General features: G+C 58.0%; 10 protein-coding genes. 5 read left to right on the top strand and 5 right to left on the bottom strand.

The features are described from left to right. Window positions 1-4 precede the first annotated feature (4 nt). Both KORLAC_RS18210 and KORLAC_RS18205 read left to right on the top strand, forming a co-directional pair. Window positions 5-1,003, top strand: a complete 999-nt coding sequence (locus KORLAC_RS18210) for an SMP-30/gluconolactonase/LRE family protein (protein WP_082714779.1) — start codon at window positions 5-7, stop codon at window positions 1,001-1,003. Beyond that, the gene (locus tag KORLAC_RS18205; protein ID WP_068309194.1) at window positions 996-2,357 is read left to right on the top strand and encodes a GntT/GntP/DsdX family permease; all 1,362 of its coding nucleotides are present in this window, start codon (window positions 996-998) and stop codon (window positions 2,355-2,357) included. Before KORLAC_RS18210 ends, KORLAC_RS18205 begins: the two co-directional genes overlap by 8 nt. 188 nt (window positions 2,358-2,545) lie before the next feature. Here the strand turns inward: KORLAC_RS18205 and KORLAC_RS18200 are convergent, their stop codons facing one another. Together KORLAC_RS18200 and KORLAC_RS18195 are read right to left on the bottom strand one after the other, a co-directional pair. Beyond that, entirely contained in the window at window positions 2,546-3,862 is a 1,317-nt protein-coding gene (locus tag KORLAC_RS18200; protein ID WP_139167371.1) for a DUF1302 family protein, read from the bottom strand. A 2-nt stretch (window positions 3,863-3,864) separates the two neighbouring features. Further along, the gene (locus tag KORLAC_RS18195) at window positions 3,865-7,056 is read right to left on the bottom strand and encodes an outer membrane lipoprotein-sorting protein (protein ID WP_068309186.1); all 3,192 of its coding nucleotides are present in this window, start codon (window positions 7,054-7,056) and stop codon (window positions 3,865-3,867) included. Between the two features lie 550 nt (window positions 7,057-7,606). Between KORLAC_RS18195 and KORLAC_RS18190 the strand changes: the two genes are divergently transcribed. Both KORLAC_RS18190 and KORLAC_RS18185 read left to right on the top strand, forming a co-directional pair. Further along, entirely contained in the window at window positions 7,607-8,698 is a 1,092-nt protein-coding gene (locus KORLAC_RS18190; RefSeq protein ID WP_068309184.1) for a helix-turn-helix transcriptional regulator, read from the top strand. A gap of 29 nt (window positions 8,699-8,727) precedes the next feature. Further along, window positions 8,728-11,157 carry a TonB-dependent receptor gene (locus tag KORLAC_RS18185; RefSeq protein ID WP_139167372.1) on the top strand — a complete coding sequence of 810 codons (2,430 nt, stop codon included), beginning with the start codon at window positions 8,728-8,730 and terminating at the stop codon, window positions 11,155-11,157. A gap of 134 nt (window positions 11,158-11,291) precedes the next feature. Here KORLAC_RS18185 and KORLAC_RS18180 read toward each other — a convergent pair whose 3' ends face one another. The 3 genes from KORLAC_RS18180 to KORLAC_RS18170 are packed head-to-tail and all read right to left on the bottom strand — an operon-like array spanning window position 11,292 to window position 14,666. Then, window positions 11,292-12,731 carry an aldehyde dehydrogenase family protein gene (locus KORLAC_RS18180; protein ID WP_068309180.1) on the bottom strand — a complete coding sequence of 480 codons (1,440 nt, stop codon included), beginning with the start codon at window positions 12,729-12,731 and terminating at the stop codon, window positions 11,292-11,294. 16 nt (window positions 12,732-12,747) lie between these two features. Beyond that, a complete protein-coding gene (locus KORLAC_RS18175) occupies window positions 12,748-13,743 on the bottom strand; it encodes a 4-hydroxyproline epimerase (protein ID WP_068309178.1) in 996 nt (331 codons plus the stop codon). 5 nt (window positions 13,744-13,748) lie between these two features. After that, a complete protein-coding gene (locus tag KORLAC_RS18170; RefSeq protein WP_068309176.1) occupies window positions 13,749-14,666 on the bottom strand; it encodes a dihydrodipicolinate synthase family protein in 918 nt (305 codons plus the stop codon). A gap of 160 nt (window positions 14,667-14,826) precedes the next feature. On the opposite strand from KORLAC_RS18170, the gene KORLAC_RS18165 reads away from it, so the two are divergent. Next, window positions 14,827-16,113 carry an NAD(P)/FAD-dependent oxidoreductase gene (locus tag KORLAC_RS18165; RefSeq protein WP_068309174.1) on the top strand — a complete coding sequence of 429 codons (1,287 nt, stop codon included), beginning with the start codon at window positions 14,827-14,829 and terminating at the stop codon, window positions 16,111-16,113. Window positions 16,114-16,210 lie beyond the last annotated feature (97 nt).

Here is a 16,210-nt window from a genome sequence, read left to right as displayed (position 1 = left end):
CCCCATGCGCTTCCTCTTTCTGTTGGCGCTTGCGACCCTGCTTGCAAGCCCGCTCGCACACGCCGAGGATCATATCGTCCGGCTTGATCCGGCCCTGGACGATGTTCTGGCCGAAAGCGCTGAAATCCGCCACCTGGCAGACGGTTTCACCTGGGCAGAAGGGCCAGCATGGGACAGGCAGCGCAACCGGCTGTATTTCTCGGACGTTCCCGAAAACAAAGCCTATATGTGGTCGGAAACTCGGGGCCTTGAGGTCTTTCTGGACCCATCAGGGCACCCGGAGAAAAACCCTGAAGGCTTTCGCGAGGCGGGCACAAACGGCCTTTTGTATGCGCCAGACGGTAGCTTGCTGATCGCCAACCATGGCGCCCGGGCGGTAGAGCGCATGGACCTTGCAACCGGCCAGCGCGAGACAGTGATTGACCGTTTTGAAGGCCGCCGCCTCAATAGCCCGAACGACCTTGCTGTCGGACCAGACGGCACTCTCTATTTCACCGATCCGCCCTATGGGCTTGCCGGTATTGAAAAATCCCCGCTCAAGGAACTTCCCCACCACGGCGTTTATGCCGTGGCGCCCAGCACGCCGGCCACGTTGGTCGACGCACGCCTGAGCCTCCCCAATGGGCTGGCCGTCTCGCCTGACGGTGCCTTCCTCTATGTAGCCGTCTCCGATCCGGCCAGCCCAATTATCTACAGATACGAGAAAGTCGACGGTCGCTTCACGCACCGCCAAACCTTCTTCGACGCGTCACCTTATCTGGCCAAAGGCTGGCCGGGCCTGCCCGACGGCATGGCCGTCACGGCCAGCGGGCATCTGTTTGCCACCGGGCCCGGCGGCATATTCGTGCTGGCACCAAGCGGGAAGCTTCTGGGCATGATCCGGCTGGACAGTGCCACCGCCAACTGCGCTTTCGGCCAGGACGGCCGCACCCTGTTCATCACCTCCGGTGACCGGCTTCTGGCAGTCCCGACAATCGCAACCGGGACCGGCTGGCATGACTGACACAGCCATACCCCTCATGGCCACAGGCGGGTCTGTCGCGCTGTTGCTGATGCTTGTGCTGAAGTTCCGCATGTCGGCTTTTCTTGCGCTTCTGCTGTCCACGCTTATTGCGGGCCTTGCCGCCGGCATGCCGCCGATGCGTGTGATCGAAAGCGTCCAGTCAGGCATGGGCGGCACGCTGGGGTTCATTGCCATAATCGTGGGGCTTGGGTCCATCTTCGGGGCCCTCCTGGAGGCCAGTGGCGGCATTGAAGCGCTGGCTGACCGGCTGCTGAAGAATGTCGCCGCGCGCCGTGTGCCGTGGCTGCTTGGGTGCCTGGGCACCCTCGTCGCGATTCCCGTGTTTTTCGATGTTGGGCTGATCATTCTGGCGCCTATTGTCTTCGCCCTTGCCGCACGGTCGGGCACGCCACCCATTTATCTGGCGATTCCGCTTCTGGCGGGGCTTGCAACGGCCCATGCCTTTGTGCCGCCAACGCCCGGGCCGATGGCTGTTGCACACCTTCTGGGGGCTGATATCGGTTGGGTTGCCCTTTTTGGTGCCGCCGCCGGCATTCCCGCCATGCTGGTCGCTGGGCCCGGCTGGGCCGCCATTCTCAGGCGCACCGGCTTTCAGGCCGATCATCCCGGTCAGGCTGCTGAGACATCCAAGGCTGCCGGCCCTGCTGCACAGCCGTGGCCGCGCACCCATGCCGCCAAGGCCCTGGCGGTGATTATTCTGCCGCTGCTTCTGATCCTTGCCGCCACGCTCGCCCCCCTGGTGGCCGGCCAGGGCCCCATGGTCGAATTCATACAGTTCGCAGGCCACCCCTTTGCCGCGCTGCTGGTTTCCTGTGGCCTTGCCTACGGCCTGTTCAGACCAGCCGACACAGAGAAACGGGTTGCCTTCAGGAACGTCTGCGAACGCGCGCTGGAGCCCGCGGGCGCCATCATATTGGTGACCGGCGCTGGCGGCGCTTTCAAGCAGATACTCGTGGATACAGGGGCCGGGGCAAGCCTTGCAAATGGTGCGGCCCACATGGGGCTGACGCCGCTGGTCGCCGGATTTGTCCTGGCGCTGATTGTCCGGGTCGCCCAGGGGTCAGCCACGGTCGCCATGATCACAGCCGCGGGCCTGACAGCCCCCCTTGTGGATACGCTGTCGCTCAGTCCCCAGCAAACCGCCCTGACCGTGATTGCCATCGCCGCCGGCGCAACCGCCGCATCGCACGTTAACGACAGTGGGTTCTGGCTGGTCAGCCGCTATTTCTCGCTCAGCCCCGCCGCAACGCTGAAAAGCTGGACCATCTCGGCAAGCCTCATCGGCCTGACAGGCTTTGTCGTGACCCTGCTGCTGTCTTTCACTCTTTATTGAGGCTGGTTGCTGGCATGCAAATGCACGCCAAAACTTCCCATTGTCACGGGAAACATCCCACCTACTGCGCGACTTAACAAAGGAAGGCATGACAGGCTTTGTGACAGCACCTGTCCTATCTCAATTTGGTTCAATGCAGTGCTTTGCAGCAAGACGGCGACCGGCCTATAGCTTTCCCGCATTGCCCGCTAATAGTGATAGGCGACAGAAAAATGCACCCGGTCTGCCTCGCGGAACTGGCCGAAAATGCCGTCCTTCCTGCCATAGAAAAAGTCACCGCCAACGGACGCTGTCATCCTGTCATTGATCCTGCGTTTGGCGAGCATTCTGAAAAGCCCGTCATTGCTGTCATGGTTCGCATACCACCTGAAATCCAACTGCCAGTCCCCGCCCGGGAGGTCATGCCTGACTGTCACCGTCGACAATTCTTCCACATCAGGAGACAGCGCGTTCGGCACTTTGCTCATATTGATTTTCTGAAAAAACTGGGCGCTGACAAAGGTATCTGGGATGCCAAAATAGTCGATGCCTATCAGATATTTGAACACATCGGATCTGGCAGGAGTGAGGGTATCCGACGGCAGCAAGCCTACCGGGATATTTGCGTCCATCGTATAAGTGGCCTCCCCGCGCACAGTAAAATCGCCCCAGGAGTTGGCAAAGGACCCGCCCAGAATATCGACCCTGTTGAACTTTGACGTGATCGCCAGCGCAGGCGGGACGATTTCAAGATCGAAGAACGGAGTATCCTCGAAGGTATGGAGGTAATTCAGGCTGAAGTCCCAGTTGCCGATCAGTCCTGAAACCTTGAAACCGACCTCGCTGGCGTTCAGGCCACCTTGGGGCCGCTCTGTTTCCTGAAGGCTTACCGGATAGGGAGGTGCCTGCCAGAATGTCGGCACGAATTCGGGGGCAGTGATCTCAAAAACTGAGCCCCTTGGGGGGGCTTCATTGAAACTGCGGTCAGGAATCCAGAAGCCCTGAAAATCCAGCCCGCCGATTGTGCGCTCCAGCAGCAAACTCCAAAGGGGTGTTCTCGACTGGTCAAAATCATCAAGCACAAATTCCCGATAGGATTGCGGGTTCACGATATCCAGCACCTTGATGCCGTCAGACCGTCCCCAGACAATCTGTTGCTTGCCGATGCGAACTGTTGAAAGGTCACCTGAATACTGGAGATAGGCCTCCCGCAGCTCAATCTCGGTCGATTGCCCGATCAACACCCTTTTTGTCAGCGCCGATATCGTTTCCTGGCTGGGCCGCCCAACCTCCAGCCGGTCAAAGGCATCGGCCCTGATACGAACCTCGCCCCGGAATTCCCAGGCATCTGAAAACGCCAGGTCCCATTTGGGGCGAAACTCAAGCTCCGCGCTTTGGCTTCGCCCGGACTGCGTGCCGAAAGCATAGCGGGCTTCCAGTACGGCGCTGATATCCAGACCCTGTGCGTTTGCCGGTGCCCCGTCCGCCATGAAAGCGGCACTCAAAACCAACCAAATTCGCCGCACGATTAAAACCCTGCGCGAAGCTTGCGCTCGGTGAATGCCGAAAGCTGAAGTTGGACACCATAATCAATATCTGAAATATTGAACCGGGTGCTATGCCCCGTCTTGTGGTTTTCGGCTGTGATGGTCTGGACTGTCCAGAAACCGTCGAGCAGTATCCGGTCATCCAGCATGATCGTCTTCAGCCTGTTGCCAGCCACATCCCAATAATCCGCCCGGATAGGAAACGCATTTTCGGCATCAACAACAACCCGGACCTTTGAATAGCCAAGTTCCTTAGCCACATCACCGGAAACCGGTGTCAGCAGCAGAACGGGAAACTGTTTGCCCTCCACACTCTCTGCACCGTCCATTTGAAACTGGTAATCCGTCAGCGAGAACTTCGTGCTGTCCTTGATATCTTCATAGGTAAAGTCCGTACCCAGGAAATAGTCACCGCGATCAGAGGCAGATATCCGGCGTGACCGGCGAAGGGCAGGCAGATAAAGCCACTGATTGTCACTTGTGGCGGCCTCATTGAAATCATGGGTCATGAAGGCGGTGTCTTTGATGCTGGACGGGGTCGAGAAGGCAATGATCGACCGCCTCTGGTCTTCCCCGATCTTGCGCAACATGCGGGCGGTTCGTTCTGTTGTCCGGCCTTTTCGGTCTGTCAGTACCATTTCTATTGTCTGGTCGACATTGTCGGGCTCGGGTCGCGCCGCGATCCTCTCGGCCAGTGCCCTACCTTCGGGCGTTTCCTGCGCCCCAGCTTCTTCGGTCATGATCATCACGGCCGATACAGCGATAACCAGCAACGACGTGGCCGTTGCCATCATCCGGCGCGTCACGGGCCTGAAGACCCGCTCTTCACTCAGCGCTGCCACAATCGCGGGCAAGACAACCAGCGCCATGACATAAGCGGAGCCCAGGGCAACCGTGGTCAAACCGCCGAACCGATTGAGCGTTGGCAGTTCGCTGAAGAGCAACACCCCAAAGGCGAGAAAGATGGAAGCGAAATTAAAAAACAGCGCCCGGCCTGACTTGAACGCGATGCGGTCCATGGCATCCTTCAGGTCCAGTCCCTGCTTGCGAGTGTAATACCGGATCTTCTCAACCGTATGGATTGAGAAATCAACGCCAACCCCAATCGCGATAGGGGCGAACATGGATGTTGCCGGCTCAAGCCAGATGCCCATCGCCCCCATGACCGCATAGATCATCAGGATGGCAACCACCACCGGTACAAGCGTGATTGTGCCCGCAACGACGGACCGGAACAGCAACACGGCAGCAGCCCATATGAGCACAATGGATACCCCCAGGGACATGAAGTGGCTTTCCCTGAGGGGCGACAGCCAGTGATGGTCAAGCGCTGCCCGTCCACTGAGCGTCGCCTTGATGCTGTCATCAGCGAAATTCTTCGCCAGATAGTCTTCGGCAGCGATCACTGTTTTACTCACGTCCGAATACAGGCTTGTGTTCAAATTGGCGCGCAGAAGGGCCGTCTGGAAGGCTGGGTCCACCTCTTCTTCAAAGTCGGTCGGGTCGCCGGTCGCGGAATGTACCAGGAACATCTGCTCCACAAGATTGCGGTTGTCCGGCACCCGGTAATATGCCTCATCGCCGGCATTCAGGGACTTGTTCAACTGCTTCAGATAGTCGACAATTGAAACAGACCCTTTGATATGCGGCAAACTCTCGAGATAACCCTGCAGGGCTTCCACCCTTTTAAGGTTTTCAGGCTCATACAGGCCGCCCTCTTCCGGCGTCTCAATAATCACGTCAAGGTAGGTGGTGCCGTTGAAGCGGGCATTGATAAGGGCGTCAGCTTCGCGGATTGGCTCCCCTTCGCGGAAGTTGTGCACCGTCTCGCGCTCCACCTCCAGGCTGCTTGCGCCAAACAGCCCCAAAACAATGGTCAACGCGGCAGCCGCACATACAAGATATGGATGCCTGATGGAAAAGTGATTCACATGGGCCAAACAGCCCGCAACAAAGCCGCCTTTTGCATCATCCGCAATCGCTTTGCAGGGGAGCGGCCTGCATAAACTCAGGGCGGCAGGCAAAACCGTCAGGGTAAGAACAATTGCAATCAAGACACCGAGGGATGCAAAAACTGCAAACCACTTCATCGGCGGCATGATGGCTGTGGCGGCGATGCCGATAAAGCCGATCATCGTCGTGACCGATGTCATCACCAGCGGCCGCCAGACCTGCGTGCAGGCGCCTATGACCAGCTCACGGGAGTTCTGTTCTGGGTGGGCTTTCTGTTCGGAATAATAATAGGTAAGCAGATGGATGCTGTCAGCGACCGAAATACCCACCAGAATGATGGGAAGCGCCGATGTAATCGCGTAATAGGGAACGCCCACAGCCGCCATGGTGCCAATTGTTCCAACTGCGGTTCCTACAATAACAAGCAGTGGCAAGCCCACACTCCGGGGTGTCCGGAATGCCAGGAACAACATCAGGACAATCACAGCCAATGTGAAGGGAAGTGTCTGCCGTGAATCCTTGTCTATGTAGGCGGAAAGATACCCGTCTACCGCGCCGCCACCCGCGACATGAAGTTCGTAATTTGCAGGGGCAAGCCCACCCACATACTTCAGGACAGCCTCATAGGTTTTCCCAGAGATATGTTGGTCAATGACTTCTGCGACAATCAGGGTTGCGGACCCATCATTGGTCACCAGGTTGCCGTGGTAGAGCGGCATTGCTGAAACACGTTCAAGCGTTAGCCTTGCACTTTCATCTGTTACCGGCCCATCCGGAATCAAGGGATCGACAAACAAGTCTGTTGAAGTACCCCGGATCGACATCTCGGTTGAGAGGCTCATGACTTTCTCGGGGTCGATATTGTCCATACCGGATAGTGCTTCAGTTAACTCTCGGACCGCCGTCAGGGTAGACGGGTGATAGGCTGCATTCTCATCAGGCCCGGCAATAGCGACAATTATCGGGTCCTTGAGGCCGAACAGGTCTTTCACCTTGTCTCGGTACTGGATCGCAACATTCTCTGGATCGATGAATGCATCAATCGTTGTGTCTTTCACGAGCGAAGGAATGAATGCACCCGCTACCAGAATGAATACCAAGCCAAGAGCAATCACCCTGCGAGGAAATTCCGTTACAAACGTGAAATATGCTCGCGGCATATCGAATGCCTCGCTGATCTTTCTTTCAAATTCCTGGATTGATTTTTCACTAAACTCCATGACCCCGCTCCCCTCTTGCTCCTAATCTCAAAACAATCGATCTGTGCCTGGGCTTGATCACAGTGCGTTCATAGCAGCGACCGGCCACAGCCAAGTTTCCCGATTATTTTCCGACCGAATTTGCACTTCGAATTTCCCAGCGGAATATTCGTTGCCCCCGTGCAAATACGGAAATCAAACACCCCCAGCAAAAATTTGGGCGGCTTACCCCCTTGGTCCGTGGGAAGGAAGCTCGGAGATATCGCCAGGTGCCGCCCGCACGCAGGAGTAGGCGAAAGATCGCGTTTGAAGCTCGTCAGTTTCGAATTTGGGCCCTGTTTTTTCAAAAATGACGCGCTTTTTTTAAAAATGGCGCCATTAACCCCTTCTTCACCGATGCTTTTAGGCTAAGAATACCCTCCTTGGGACCGTGGGGGCTGTCAAAAGACATAACGTACTGTAGGGTTCTTCGCTCAGCCTGTTGGCGTTGCGGGGGCAAGCCTGCTGGCAAATGGTTTCCTGACCCAGTCGGTCGGGGAAACATGATTGAGTTTTTGGGGAGAGACGTTCAATGCATTGGGAACTTCTTGATAACGTCTTCCGCTATGGGGCTATCTGCAATCTGTTTTGGGTCTGTTTCCTGGCCGCGCGCAACCATTCAAATCTCGCCCATACCTACATCGTCATTCCAGCAATGGCCTCAGGTATTTGTTGGCTGATTACAGGGGCTTACGACGAAATCGCTTTGTTTGGCCCGTTCGGCTATGTCTTGGGATTCATGGCCCGAATGGTGGTTGTCCTCAATTGGCTTTTCACCATCAATGTGCTCAGCGATTCCTTCCGGCTTGGCCCGTTCTACATTGCAGTGTTGGTGGTGTATGCCCTAAGAGCCCTCGCGTTTCAGCTGGACATCGTGCCACACGACCTGTTCGCGCAGATATCCCACCCAATGCGGATAGGGCTCTATCTGTTCCTGATATACAAAGTTCTGTCTGACATGCCTGGCGATCTTCTTGAAAAGCGCCGCAGGTTCCGCATCTGGTTTATGGTTGGGCACGTGTTGATTACGGCTGCGCTCACACTGGAACGTATGTATGTCAGCAACGCCCTGTATGGTGACAATATATCGCTGACAGAGTCTTTCGCGGTATTCTTGTTATCGTCCTATTTCCTGTTTCATTCCATTCGACCGGAAGAGAAAAACCCGTTTGAATCGGACTATAGAAATGCCCGCAGTGAGTCGACCGAAACACTGCCTGAGTTGCAAGCGGCAGACAGGCACAATCTGGAAATCTTGAAGCAGAAAATGGACGAAGGCCTTTACCGCGAACCCGGTTTGACTGTGGCCGAACTGGCTAAATCCATAGACGTTCAGGAGCACAGGCTGCGCAAACTGATCAACATGCACCTGGGGCACAGAAACATCTCGCAGTTTCTCAACGACTACCGTATTGATGAAGCGAAAAAACGATTGGCGGACGTAAGCGAGAGGCATGTGCCGATCCTGACCATTGCAATGGACGTCGGGTATCTTTCACTCAGGCCTTTCAACCGAGCCTTTAAAAACCGGACCAATCAGACCCCCAGCGAATACCGTGAACAACATTTGGCAGCCCAAACAAGTTCTTCCGACGCTGCTCCGCTAGAAAAAATGCCTGGCTGATAGTGGGCAATTTGACGGAAAAAATCTCGGTGGGGCAGCCTGTATCTGGTGCTAGGCATCTTTGTCTTGGCCTGACCAGATCGGTCGCCGGTCTCGGCATGCTGGCCCTTGGCATCGGCGCGGTTCAGGCGCAAGATCGAGCTGGCGCTGCTGATTCCGCCATCGAAGAAATTATCGTTACGGCAACCAAGCGTGAACGGCAGCTTCAGGACGTGCCTGTTGCCGTGAGTGTCATCTCCGGCAATACCATCGACCAAGCCGCGATCAGGGACCTGACCGATCTGCAATCCGTTGTCCCGTCCCTCACCGTTACACAGCGCGGCAGGACAGGGAACACAGTGGTCAGCATTCGTGGCTTTGGTGGCGGCAATGACAATGCGGCCATCGAGCCCTCTGTTGGTGTTTTCATTGACGGCGTGTATCGGTCCAAAAACAGCCAGTCCCTGAGGGATTTCATGCAAGTCGAACGCGTGGAGGTTCTGCGCGGACCGCAGTCTACGCTGTTCGGTAAAAACTCGTCCGCAGGCGCCATTTCCATCATCACCAAAGCACCGGAATTCGAACCAAATGGCAAGCTTGAGCTAACCTACGGCAACTATGACCAAATGATCGCGCGCGGATATGTGACAACGGGCATCTCAGAAACTGTCGCTGCATCCATTGAAGCCTCCTACAACAGCCGGGATGGATATGTTGAAAACACTTTCAACGGGCAAGACCTGGGGGACAGAAACCGCTGGGCGGCCAGAGGCCAGTTGCTGTTTGTACCGTCTGGTGACCTGACTGTCCGCGTTATCGCCGATGTCGACGGACTTGACGAAAATTGCTGCTATTCAGCGCCTGCCATCATTGGCCGGTCTCGGACACTCTTTACCATGGTCGGCGCCGAACCAGCCACAGATGACATTTTTGACTATGAGACCAACGAGAACACACCGCGATCCAACAGCATATCGAACGCTGGCATCAGCGCGCAGATTGACTGGGACACGGGCCTCGCTGACCTGACATCCATCACGGCCTTTCGCAGCCATGACAGCGACAGTATCGGAGATGCCGATTATACCTCGCTTGACGCAACAATTGCCGTCAACAGTAACGCCCGCAAATCCTTCACCCAGGAACTTCGCCTTTCGCGCGGAGGCGCCAGTACGGCATGGCTTTTAGGGGCCTTCTACGCCCACGATGAGGACATCAGGAAAGGAAGCATTACATACGGCGCTGACATGAGGGCCCTCGGCAATGCCCTTGCCAGGGGTGGCCTTATCACTGCCGAAGAGCACCTGAAGTCATCGGGCGCGCTTCCATCAGACACCCTTTTCTTTGGTGAAAACCAGGGCGTTTTCACAAATGGCCAGGTTGAAAGTGACTCCCTGCACCTGTTTTCCAATATCGATTTCGACGTGACTAACCGACTCACCGGCACACTTGGCGCTGGCTACACCTATGACAAAAAACAACTGACCATCGCGACCCGGAACACGGACACCTTATCCAACTTGAACCTTGTTACCCTTGGCGGAGGCCAGTTGCTTGGCCTGCAGGCACTACAATTCCTGAAGCCTGTCGTACCTATTCCAAACGCGGTTGAAAACGGCACCAAGACCGACACTGGCCTCACTTATGCTGTCAAACTGGCGTACCGTGTTTCCCGCAGGGTGAACCTCTATGGATCATATTCAACAGGCTTCAAAGCCTCAGCCGCCAATCCCGGGCGAAACAGCCGACCGGCAGTGGCAGACATAGAGACGCTGGATGCAGCAGGCCTTCTGCCAGACCAAACCGCCGTCAGTTTGGGCGAGTATGCAGGCACCCGCTTTACCGAACCAGAGCGCACCCGTCTGGTCGAGTTTGGCATGAAAACCAAGTTCAAGGCTGGCACCTTCAACCTGGCCTTGTTTGATCAGGACATCAAAAATTTCCAGACAAATGTGTTCGATGGTGTGTCATCTATTCTTGCCAATGCCGGCAAGCAGAAATCCAGGGGCATTGAAGCAGAACTAGCGATTTCCGTTACCGACTGGCTGCAGCTTGATTTTGCCGGAACCTATCTCGACGCCAGGTTTGAGGAATTTACGGGTGCTTCAGGCGTTGACGGCATTGTCGACCTTTCCGGCGAGGCTGTACCCGGCTTTCCGGAGTTCGCGTCCTCGTCGGCAATCACCTTGAAAAAAGCGCTGGGGCCTGCGGAACTGTTCGCCCGCATAGACTGGCAATATGAAAGCGCAACCCCGGTCGCCACAAACGTTCCAGATAGCGTCGAAAAAAAGGTAAGCACCATCAATGTGACCATTGGTGCCGATTTCGACAATGGTTGGGAACTGATGCTTTGGGGCAGGAACATCACTAGCGACAAGGTCATTCTTGCCGGTTTTCCGTCAGCTGGACAACCAGGCACCTATGCCGTGTACGCAAGCGTTCCTGCCCGATATGGCCTGACCATCCGCCGCGAGTTCTAAAGAAAGAACCGATGCTGGCACAAAAAACAGCTGCCAACCCCGGATGCTCGAAACACAAGGGGTATGACAGCTGAGTTGGCTCAGAGTGGTGCCGTCAGTTACCTGACGACACCGGCTCTGGGGTCCTGATCGAGTTAGGCAGACCGCGTGTAGGCGGTCTTGACCGTGGTATAGAATTCCTTGGCGTACGAGCCCTGCTCGCGGCTGCCATAGGACGAGCCCTTGGTACCACCGAACGGCACGTGATAATCCACACCCGCCGTTGGCAGGTTCACCATCACCATCCCGGCCTCGGAGTTGCGCTTGAAGTCTGTGGCATATTCGAGCGAGCTGGTGCAGATACCGCTTGAGAGGCCAAACTGGCAATCATTCGCGACCTTCAGCGCTTCCTTATAGTCCTTCACCTTCACCACGCTGGCCACGGGGCCGAAGACTTCCTCACGGTTGATGGTCATCTCTGGTGTGGTGTCCGTGATCAGCGCAGGGGCCATGAAATAGCCTTCAGGCTTGTCCGCCAAACGGTTACCGCCGCACACCAGCATGCCGCCTTCGACCACAGCCTGCTCGACATATTTGAGGTTGCTTTCAAGCTGGCCGGCGTCCACCACCGGGCCAATCTGGGTCGCCCCGTCACGCGCGTCACCGACCACGAGCGCCTCGGTCGCTTTCGCCAGCGCCTCCACGAATGCGTCATGGATGCCCTCGGTCACAATGATCCGGCTGGAAGCCGTGCAGCGCTGACCGGTGGAGAAGAAAGCACCGTTGAGCGCGCAGTCCACCGCGATATCCAGATCGGCATCATCCAGCACCACAATCGGGTTCTTGCCGCCCATTTCCATCTGCACTTTGGCGCCGCGCGCCACAGCCCGGTTGCGGATGTCTGAGCCCGTCGGCACGCTGCCGGTGAAGCTGATGGCGCGAACGTCATCTGATGTCACGATGGTTTCGCCCACTTCGCGGCCGGAGCCGTTCACCAGGTTGAAAGTACCCGCCGGCAACCCCGCACGGGAAATGATCTCAGCAAGCGCCCAGGCCGAGCCTGGCACCAGGCCAGCGGGCTTGAACACCACGGTGTTGCCATAGGCCAGCGCCGGCGCGATCTTCCAGGCCGGAATCGCAATCGGGAAATTCCACGGCGTGATCATGCCAATGACGCCCACAGGCTCCCGCGTCACCTCAACGCTCAGGCCCGGCCGCGTTGACGGCAGAATATCGCCGGTCAGGCGCAGGGTTTCGCCTGCGAAGAATTTGAAAATCTGGCCTGCCCGCGCCACTTCGCCGATGCCTTCCGCCAGCGTCTTGCCTTCTTCGCGGGCCAGTAGTTCGCCGATTTCCGCTTTGCGCGCCAAAAGCTCTGTGGCGATAAAATCAAGCGCATCAAAGCGCGCCTGGATGCCGCTTGAGCCCCAGATGGGGGCAGCGGCCTTGGCGGCGGCAATGGCGTCCAGGGCCTGCTTGCGGTCCGCCACGGCATAATCGCCGATGATGTCGTCGGTGTTCGATGGGTTTACGTTGGGGGCATATTTGGCGCCCGCCACCCATTCACCACCGATGAAATTGTCATACTGTGTCATGTGTCCCTCCCAATACTCAGACCAGCTGAAACCCCTCCGGGAAGGGGTCGCGGTCGTCTACGAAAATTGTGTTCAGCCCCGTCACGAAGGCCTGGCCTTCTATAGACGGGATGATGCCCGGATTGCCACCCACATCTGTGAGCTCTTCAACCCGGCCGGTGAAACGGCTGTGGATAATGCTTTCATGGACATAGGTGTCACCCACGCGCAGCTTGCCGCGCGCTGTCAGTTGCGCCAGACGCGCCGAGGTGCCGGTACCGCAGGGCGAGCGGTCAATGGCCTTGTCGCCATAGAAAACTGCGTTCCTGCCATCCGCGCCTTCGGTCGGCGCGCCGGTCCACAGCACGTGGCTGCAGCCCTGCACCGTAGCGTCCAGCGGATGCACAATCGTGACCGCCCGGTTGACCGCCGCGCGCACCAGCGGGCTGAAGCGCAGGATGTCAGCCGGGCGCATCTGCTCCAGCCCGCCATAGCCGGGTTGTGGGTCGACGATGGCATAGAAATTCCCACCGTAAGATACATCGACGGTGAGCGGCCCGAGGCCTTCGACCGAAATCTCCACATCCTTGTGCGCCAGGTATGACCCGATGTTGCGGACGCGCACGCCGGTGACCTTGTCGCCCGCGCGGGTGAAGGTCACGCTCACGCGGCCCGCCGGCACGTCGATTTCAAGCTGGCCGTCCACGCGTGGGGTGATCAAACCATGCTCCAGGCCAATCGTTACGGTTCCGATAAGACCGTGTCCGCACATGGGCAAACAGCCGGATGTCTCGATAAACAGGATCGATGCATCCGCATCGTCTGAGCAAGGCGGATAGATGATCGCGCCAGACATCATGTCGTGCCCGCGGGGCTCGAACATCAAGGCCTTCCTGATCCAGTCATGCTGCTTCAGGAAGTCCTGGCGCTTTTCGCTCATGGTCCGGCCCCTCAAGTTGGGGACCGCGCCATGCACCACACGGACGGGGTTGCCGCCCGTGTGGCCATCGATGCACAGGAACGTGTGCCGCACGGTGGTTACGCCGCAGCCTGAAGGTCAGCAGGCAGGGTCGGGCGCGTCTCGATCGCCCGTTTTGTCACGGCTTCCACATAGGCACGCTCCTCGCCGGTCAGTTTCAGGCGCGGCGCCCGCACCATCTCACTGCCGCGGCCCATGATCTGCTCCACCAGCTTGATGCATTGCACCAGCGTTGGGATGGTATCCAGATCCAGAAGCGGCATGAACCAGCGGTAGATCTCAAGCGCCTCGTCCGTGCGACCGGCTTTCATCAGCTTGTAGATCGCGACCGATTCCGCCGGGAAGGCATTCGTCAAGCCCGATACCCAGCCCTGGGCGCCCAGCGCGAGGGCCTCAAGCGCGATATCGTCCACGCCGCCAAAGATGGCGAAACGGTCGCCGAAGGCGTTCTGCAGGTCGATAATGCGGCGCGTGTCCTCGGTCGATTCCTTCACGGCCACCAGATTGTCGATCTCGGCCAGCTCGCGCATGGTCTCGACCTTGATGTCGATCTTGTAGGACACCGGGTTGTTATAGATCATGATCGGCAGGTCGGTGGCAGCAGCAACCGTACGGTAATGCTCCACGATCTCGCGCGGCTGCGCCTGGTAAACCATGGCCGGCAGCAGCATCATGCCGTCCACGCCGATGCGTTCCACGTCGCGGGCATAGTCCGCCGCCAGCTTGGAGGTATATTCGGCCGTACCGGTCAAAAGCGGCACGCGGCCATCGACCACTTCCTTGGCTGCCGCGATCACCTGGCGCTTTTCATCCGCCGACAGCGATACATTCTCGCCCACAGTGCCAAGCGCGATAATGCCGTGTACGCCGTCCTTGATCAGGCCATCGATCACACGCTGGGTGCTCTCGATATCGATGCTTTCATCGTCCCTGAACTGGGTTGTTGTCGCCGGAAATACACCAGACCAATCAATCATTTTCTTGTCTCCTATAGAAGGGAACACCCAAACTTCAGCGCCCCGCAAACAGCCATTTTTCTTTGGCCACATTCAAAATTTGAATTGTGTATATTGTATACAATATGTTATTTCAAGTCCTGATTTGATATCAATTCGCGTTTTGTTGGAAAGGTTTGCCATGAACAACCCAGCCCCCCTTAAAGGGCACGCGCCCGCGCGCTCACACCGGCTTGACTGCGAAATCGCCGTGGTGGGCGCTGGGATCATCGGCGTGTGCACAGCGCTTGAACTGCAGGCGGCGGGCCATGATGTCTGGCTCCTGGACCGCAAGGGCGTGGCCGAGGAATGCTCGTTCGGGAACGCCGGCCATATCGCGGTCGAGCATATCTTTCCGCTGTCCAGCCCCGCCACGCTTCTGGAGGTGCCGAAGATGCTGATGGCGCCCAACGGGCCGCTGTCGATCCGGATGCTTTACCTGCCACGGCTGATGCCATGGCTGATGCGGTTCCTGTGGGCCGGGCGCCCGGCACAAGTGGCCCGCGCCACCGCGGCGATTGCCTCCCTGAACGCCCACGCCTTGCTGGCCTTCCGCAGCCTGCATCAGCGATTCGGCCTGGGTGACCTCCTCCATGAAGACGGCACCCTGGTGGTGTATGAGGCCGAGAAAAACTTGGCTGGCGCCAAACATGAACAGCAGGCACTGGCCGCCTTCGATGTGGAAACAGAGCTGATGGACGCCCCGGCGCTGAAAGCCTTTGACCCGGCGCTGAACCCATCGCTCAGGGGCGCGCTACGGTTCCCGCATTCTGCGCATGTAACAGACCCGGCCCGGCTGGTGCGCAAGCTGGCGGGGCATTTCGTGCGCCTGGGCGGCCATATTGAAAAACAGGCGGTCCTGGGCATTGAGCCATGCCGTGCCCGCACGGTACTAACCACAGACCGCGGCCGGGTGCGCACGGAAAAGCTGGTGATCGCGGCCGGTGCCTGGTCACACCAGCTGATGCGCATGTTGGGTCATAAAGTGCCGCTTGAGACCGAGCGCGGCTACCATCTGATGCTCGAGGGACCAAATGCGCAGCCGCGCGTGCCCACCACCTTTTTCGAACGCCGCTTTGTCGCCACGCCGATGGACGGGGGCCTGAGGCTCGCGGGCCGGGTGGAGCTGGGCGGGCTCAAGCTACCAGCCAAAGGCCGCCATGCCCATGCCCTGCTTCCGCTGGGGCAGGACCTGTTGCCGGGGCTTGGCGCCAAGGCCACAACGCCGTGGATGGGTTTCCGCCCCACGCTGCCGGACAGCCTGCCGGTGATGGGCGCGGTGCCGAACCATGACGGCATCTATGCCGCTTTCGGCCATAACCATATGGGGCTGACCCACGGTGCCATCACCGGCGCGCTGATGCGTGACCTGGTGACCGGCGAAAAGCCCGCACTGGACCTGACGCCATATCGGCTCAACCGATTTTAGCGGGTTACCGGTGCCGGAGGACCTCAAGTGGGACCAAGGCCCGGAGCCCCTTCGACCGGGTCCGGGAAGGCGTTGACGGCATTTAACTTGCCGCCCT

The organism is Kordiimonas lacus (assembly GCF_001550055.1).
Lineage (GTDB): Bacteria > Pseudomonadota > Alphaproteobacteria > Sphingomonadales > Kordiimonadaceae > Kordiimonas > Kordiimonas lacus.
Note: the sequence above shows the minus strand (reverse complement) of the source record. Positions and strands in the feature narration are given on the sequence as shown.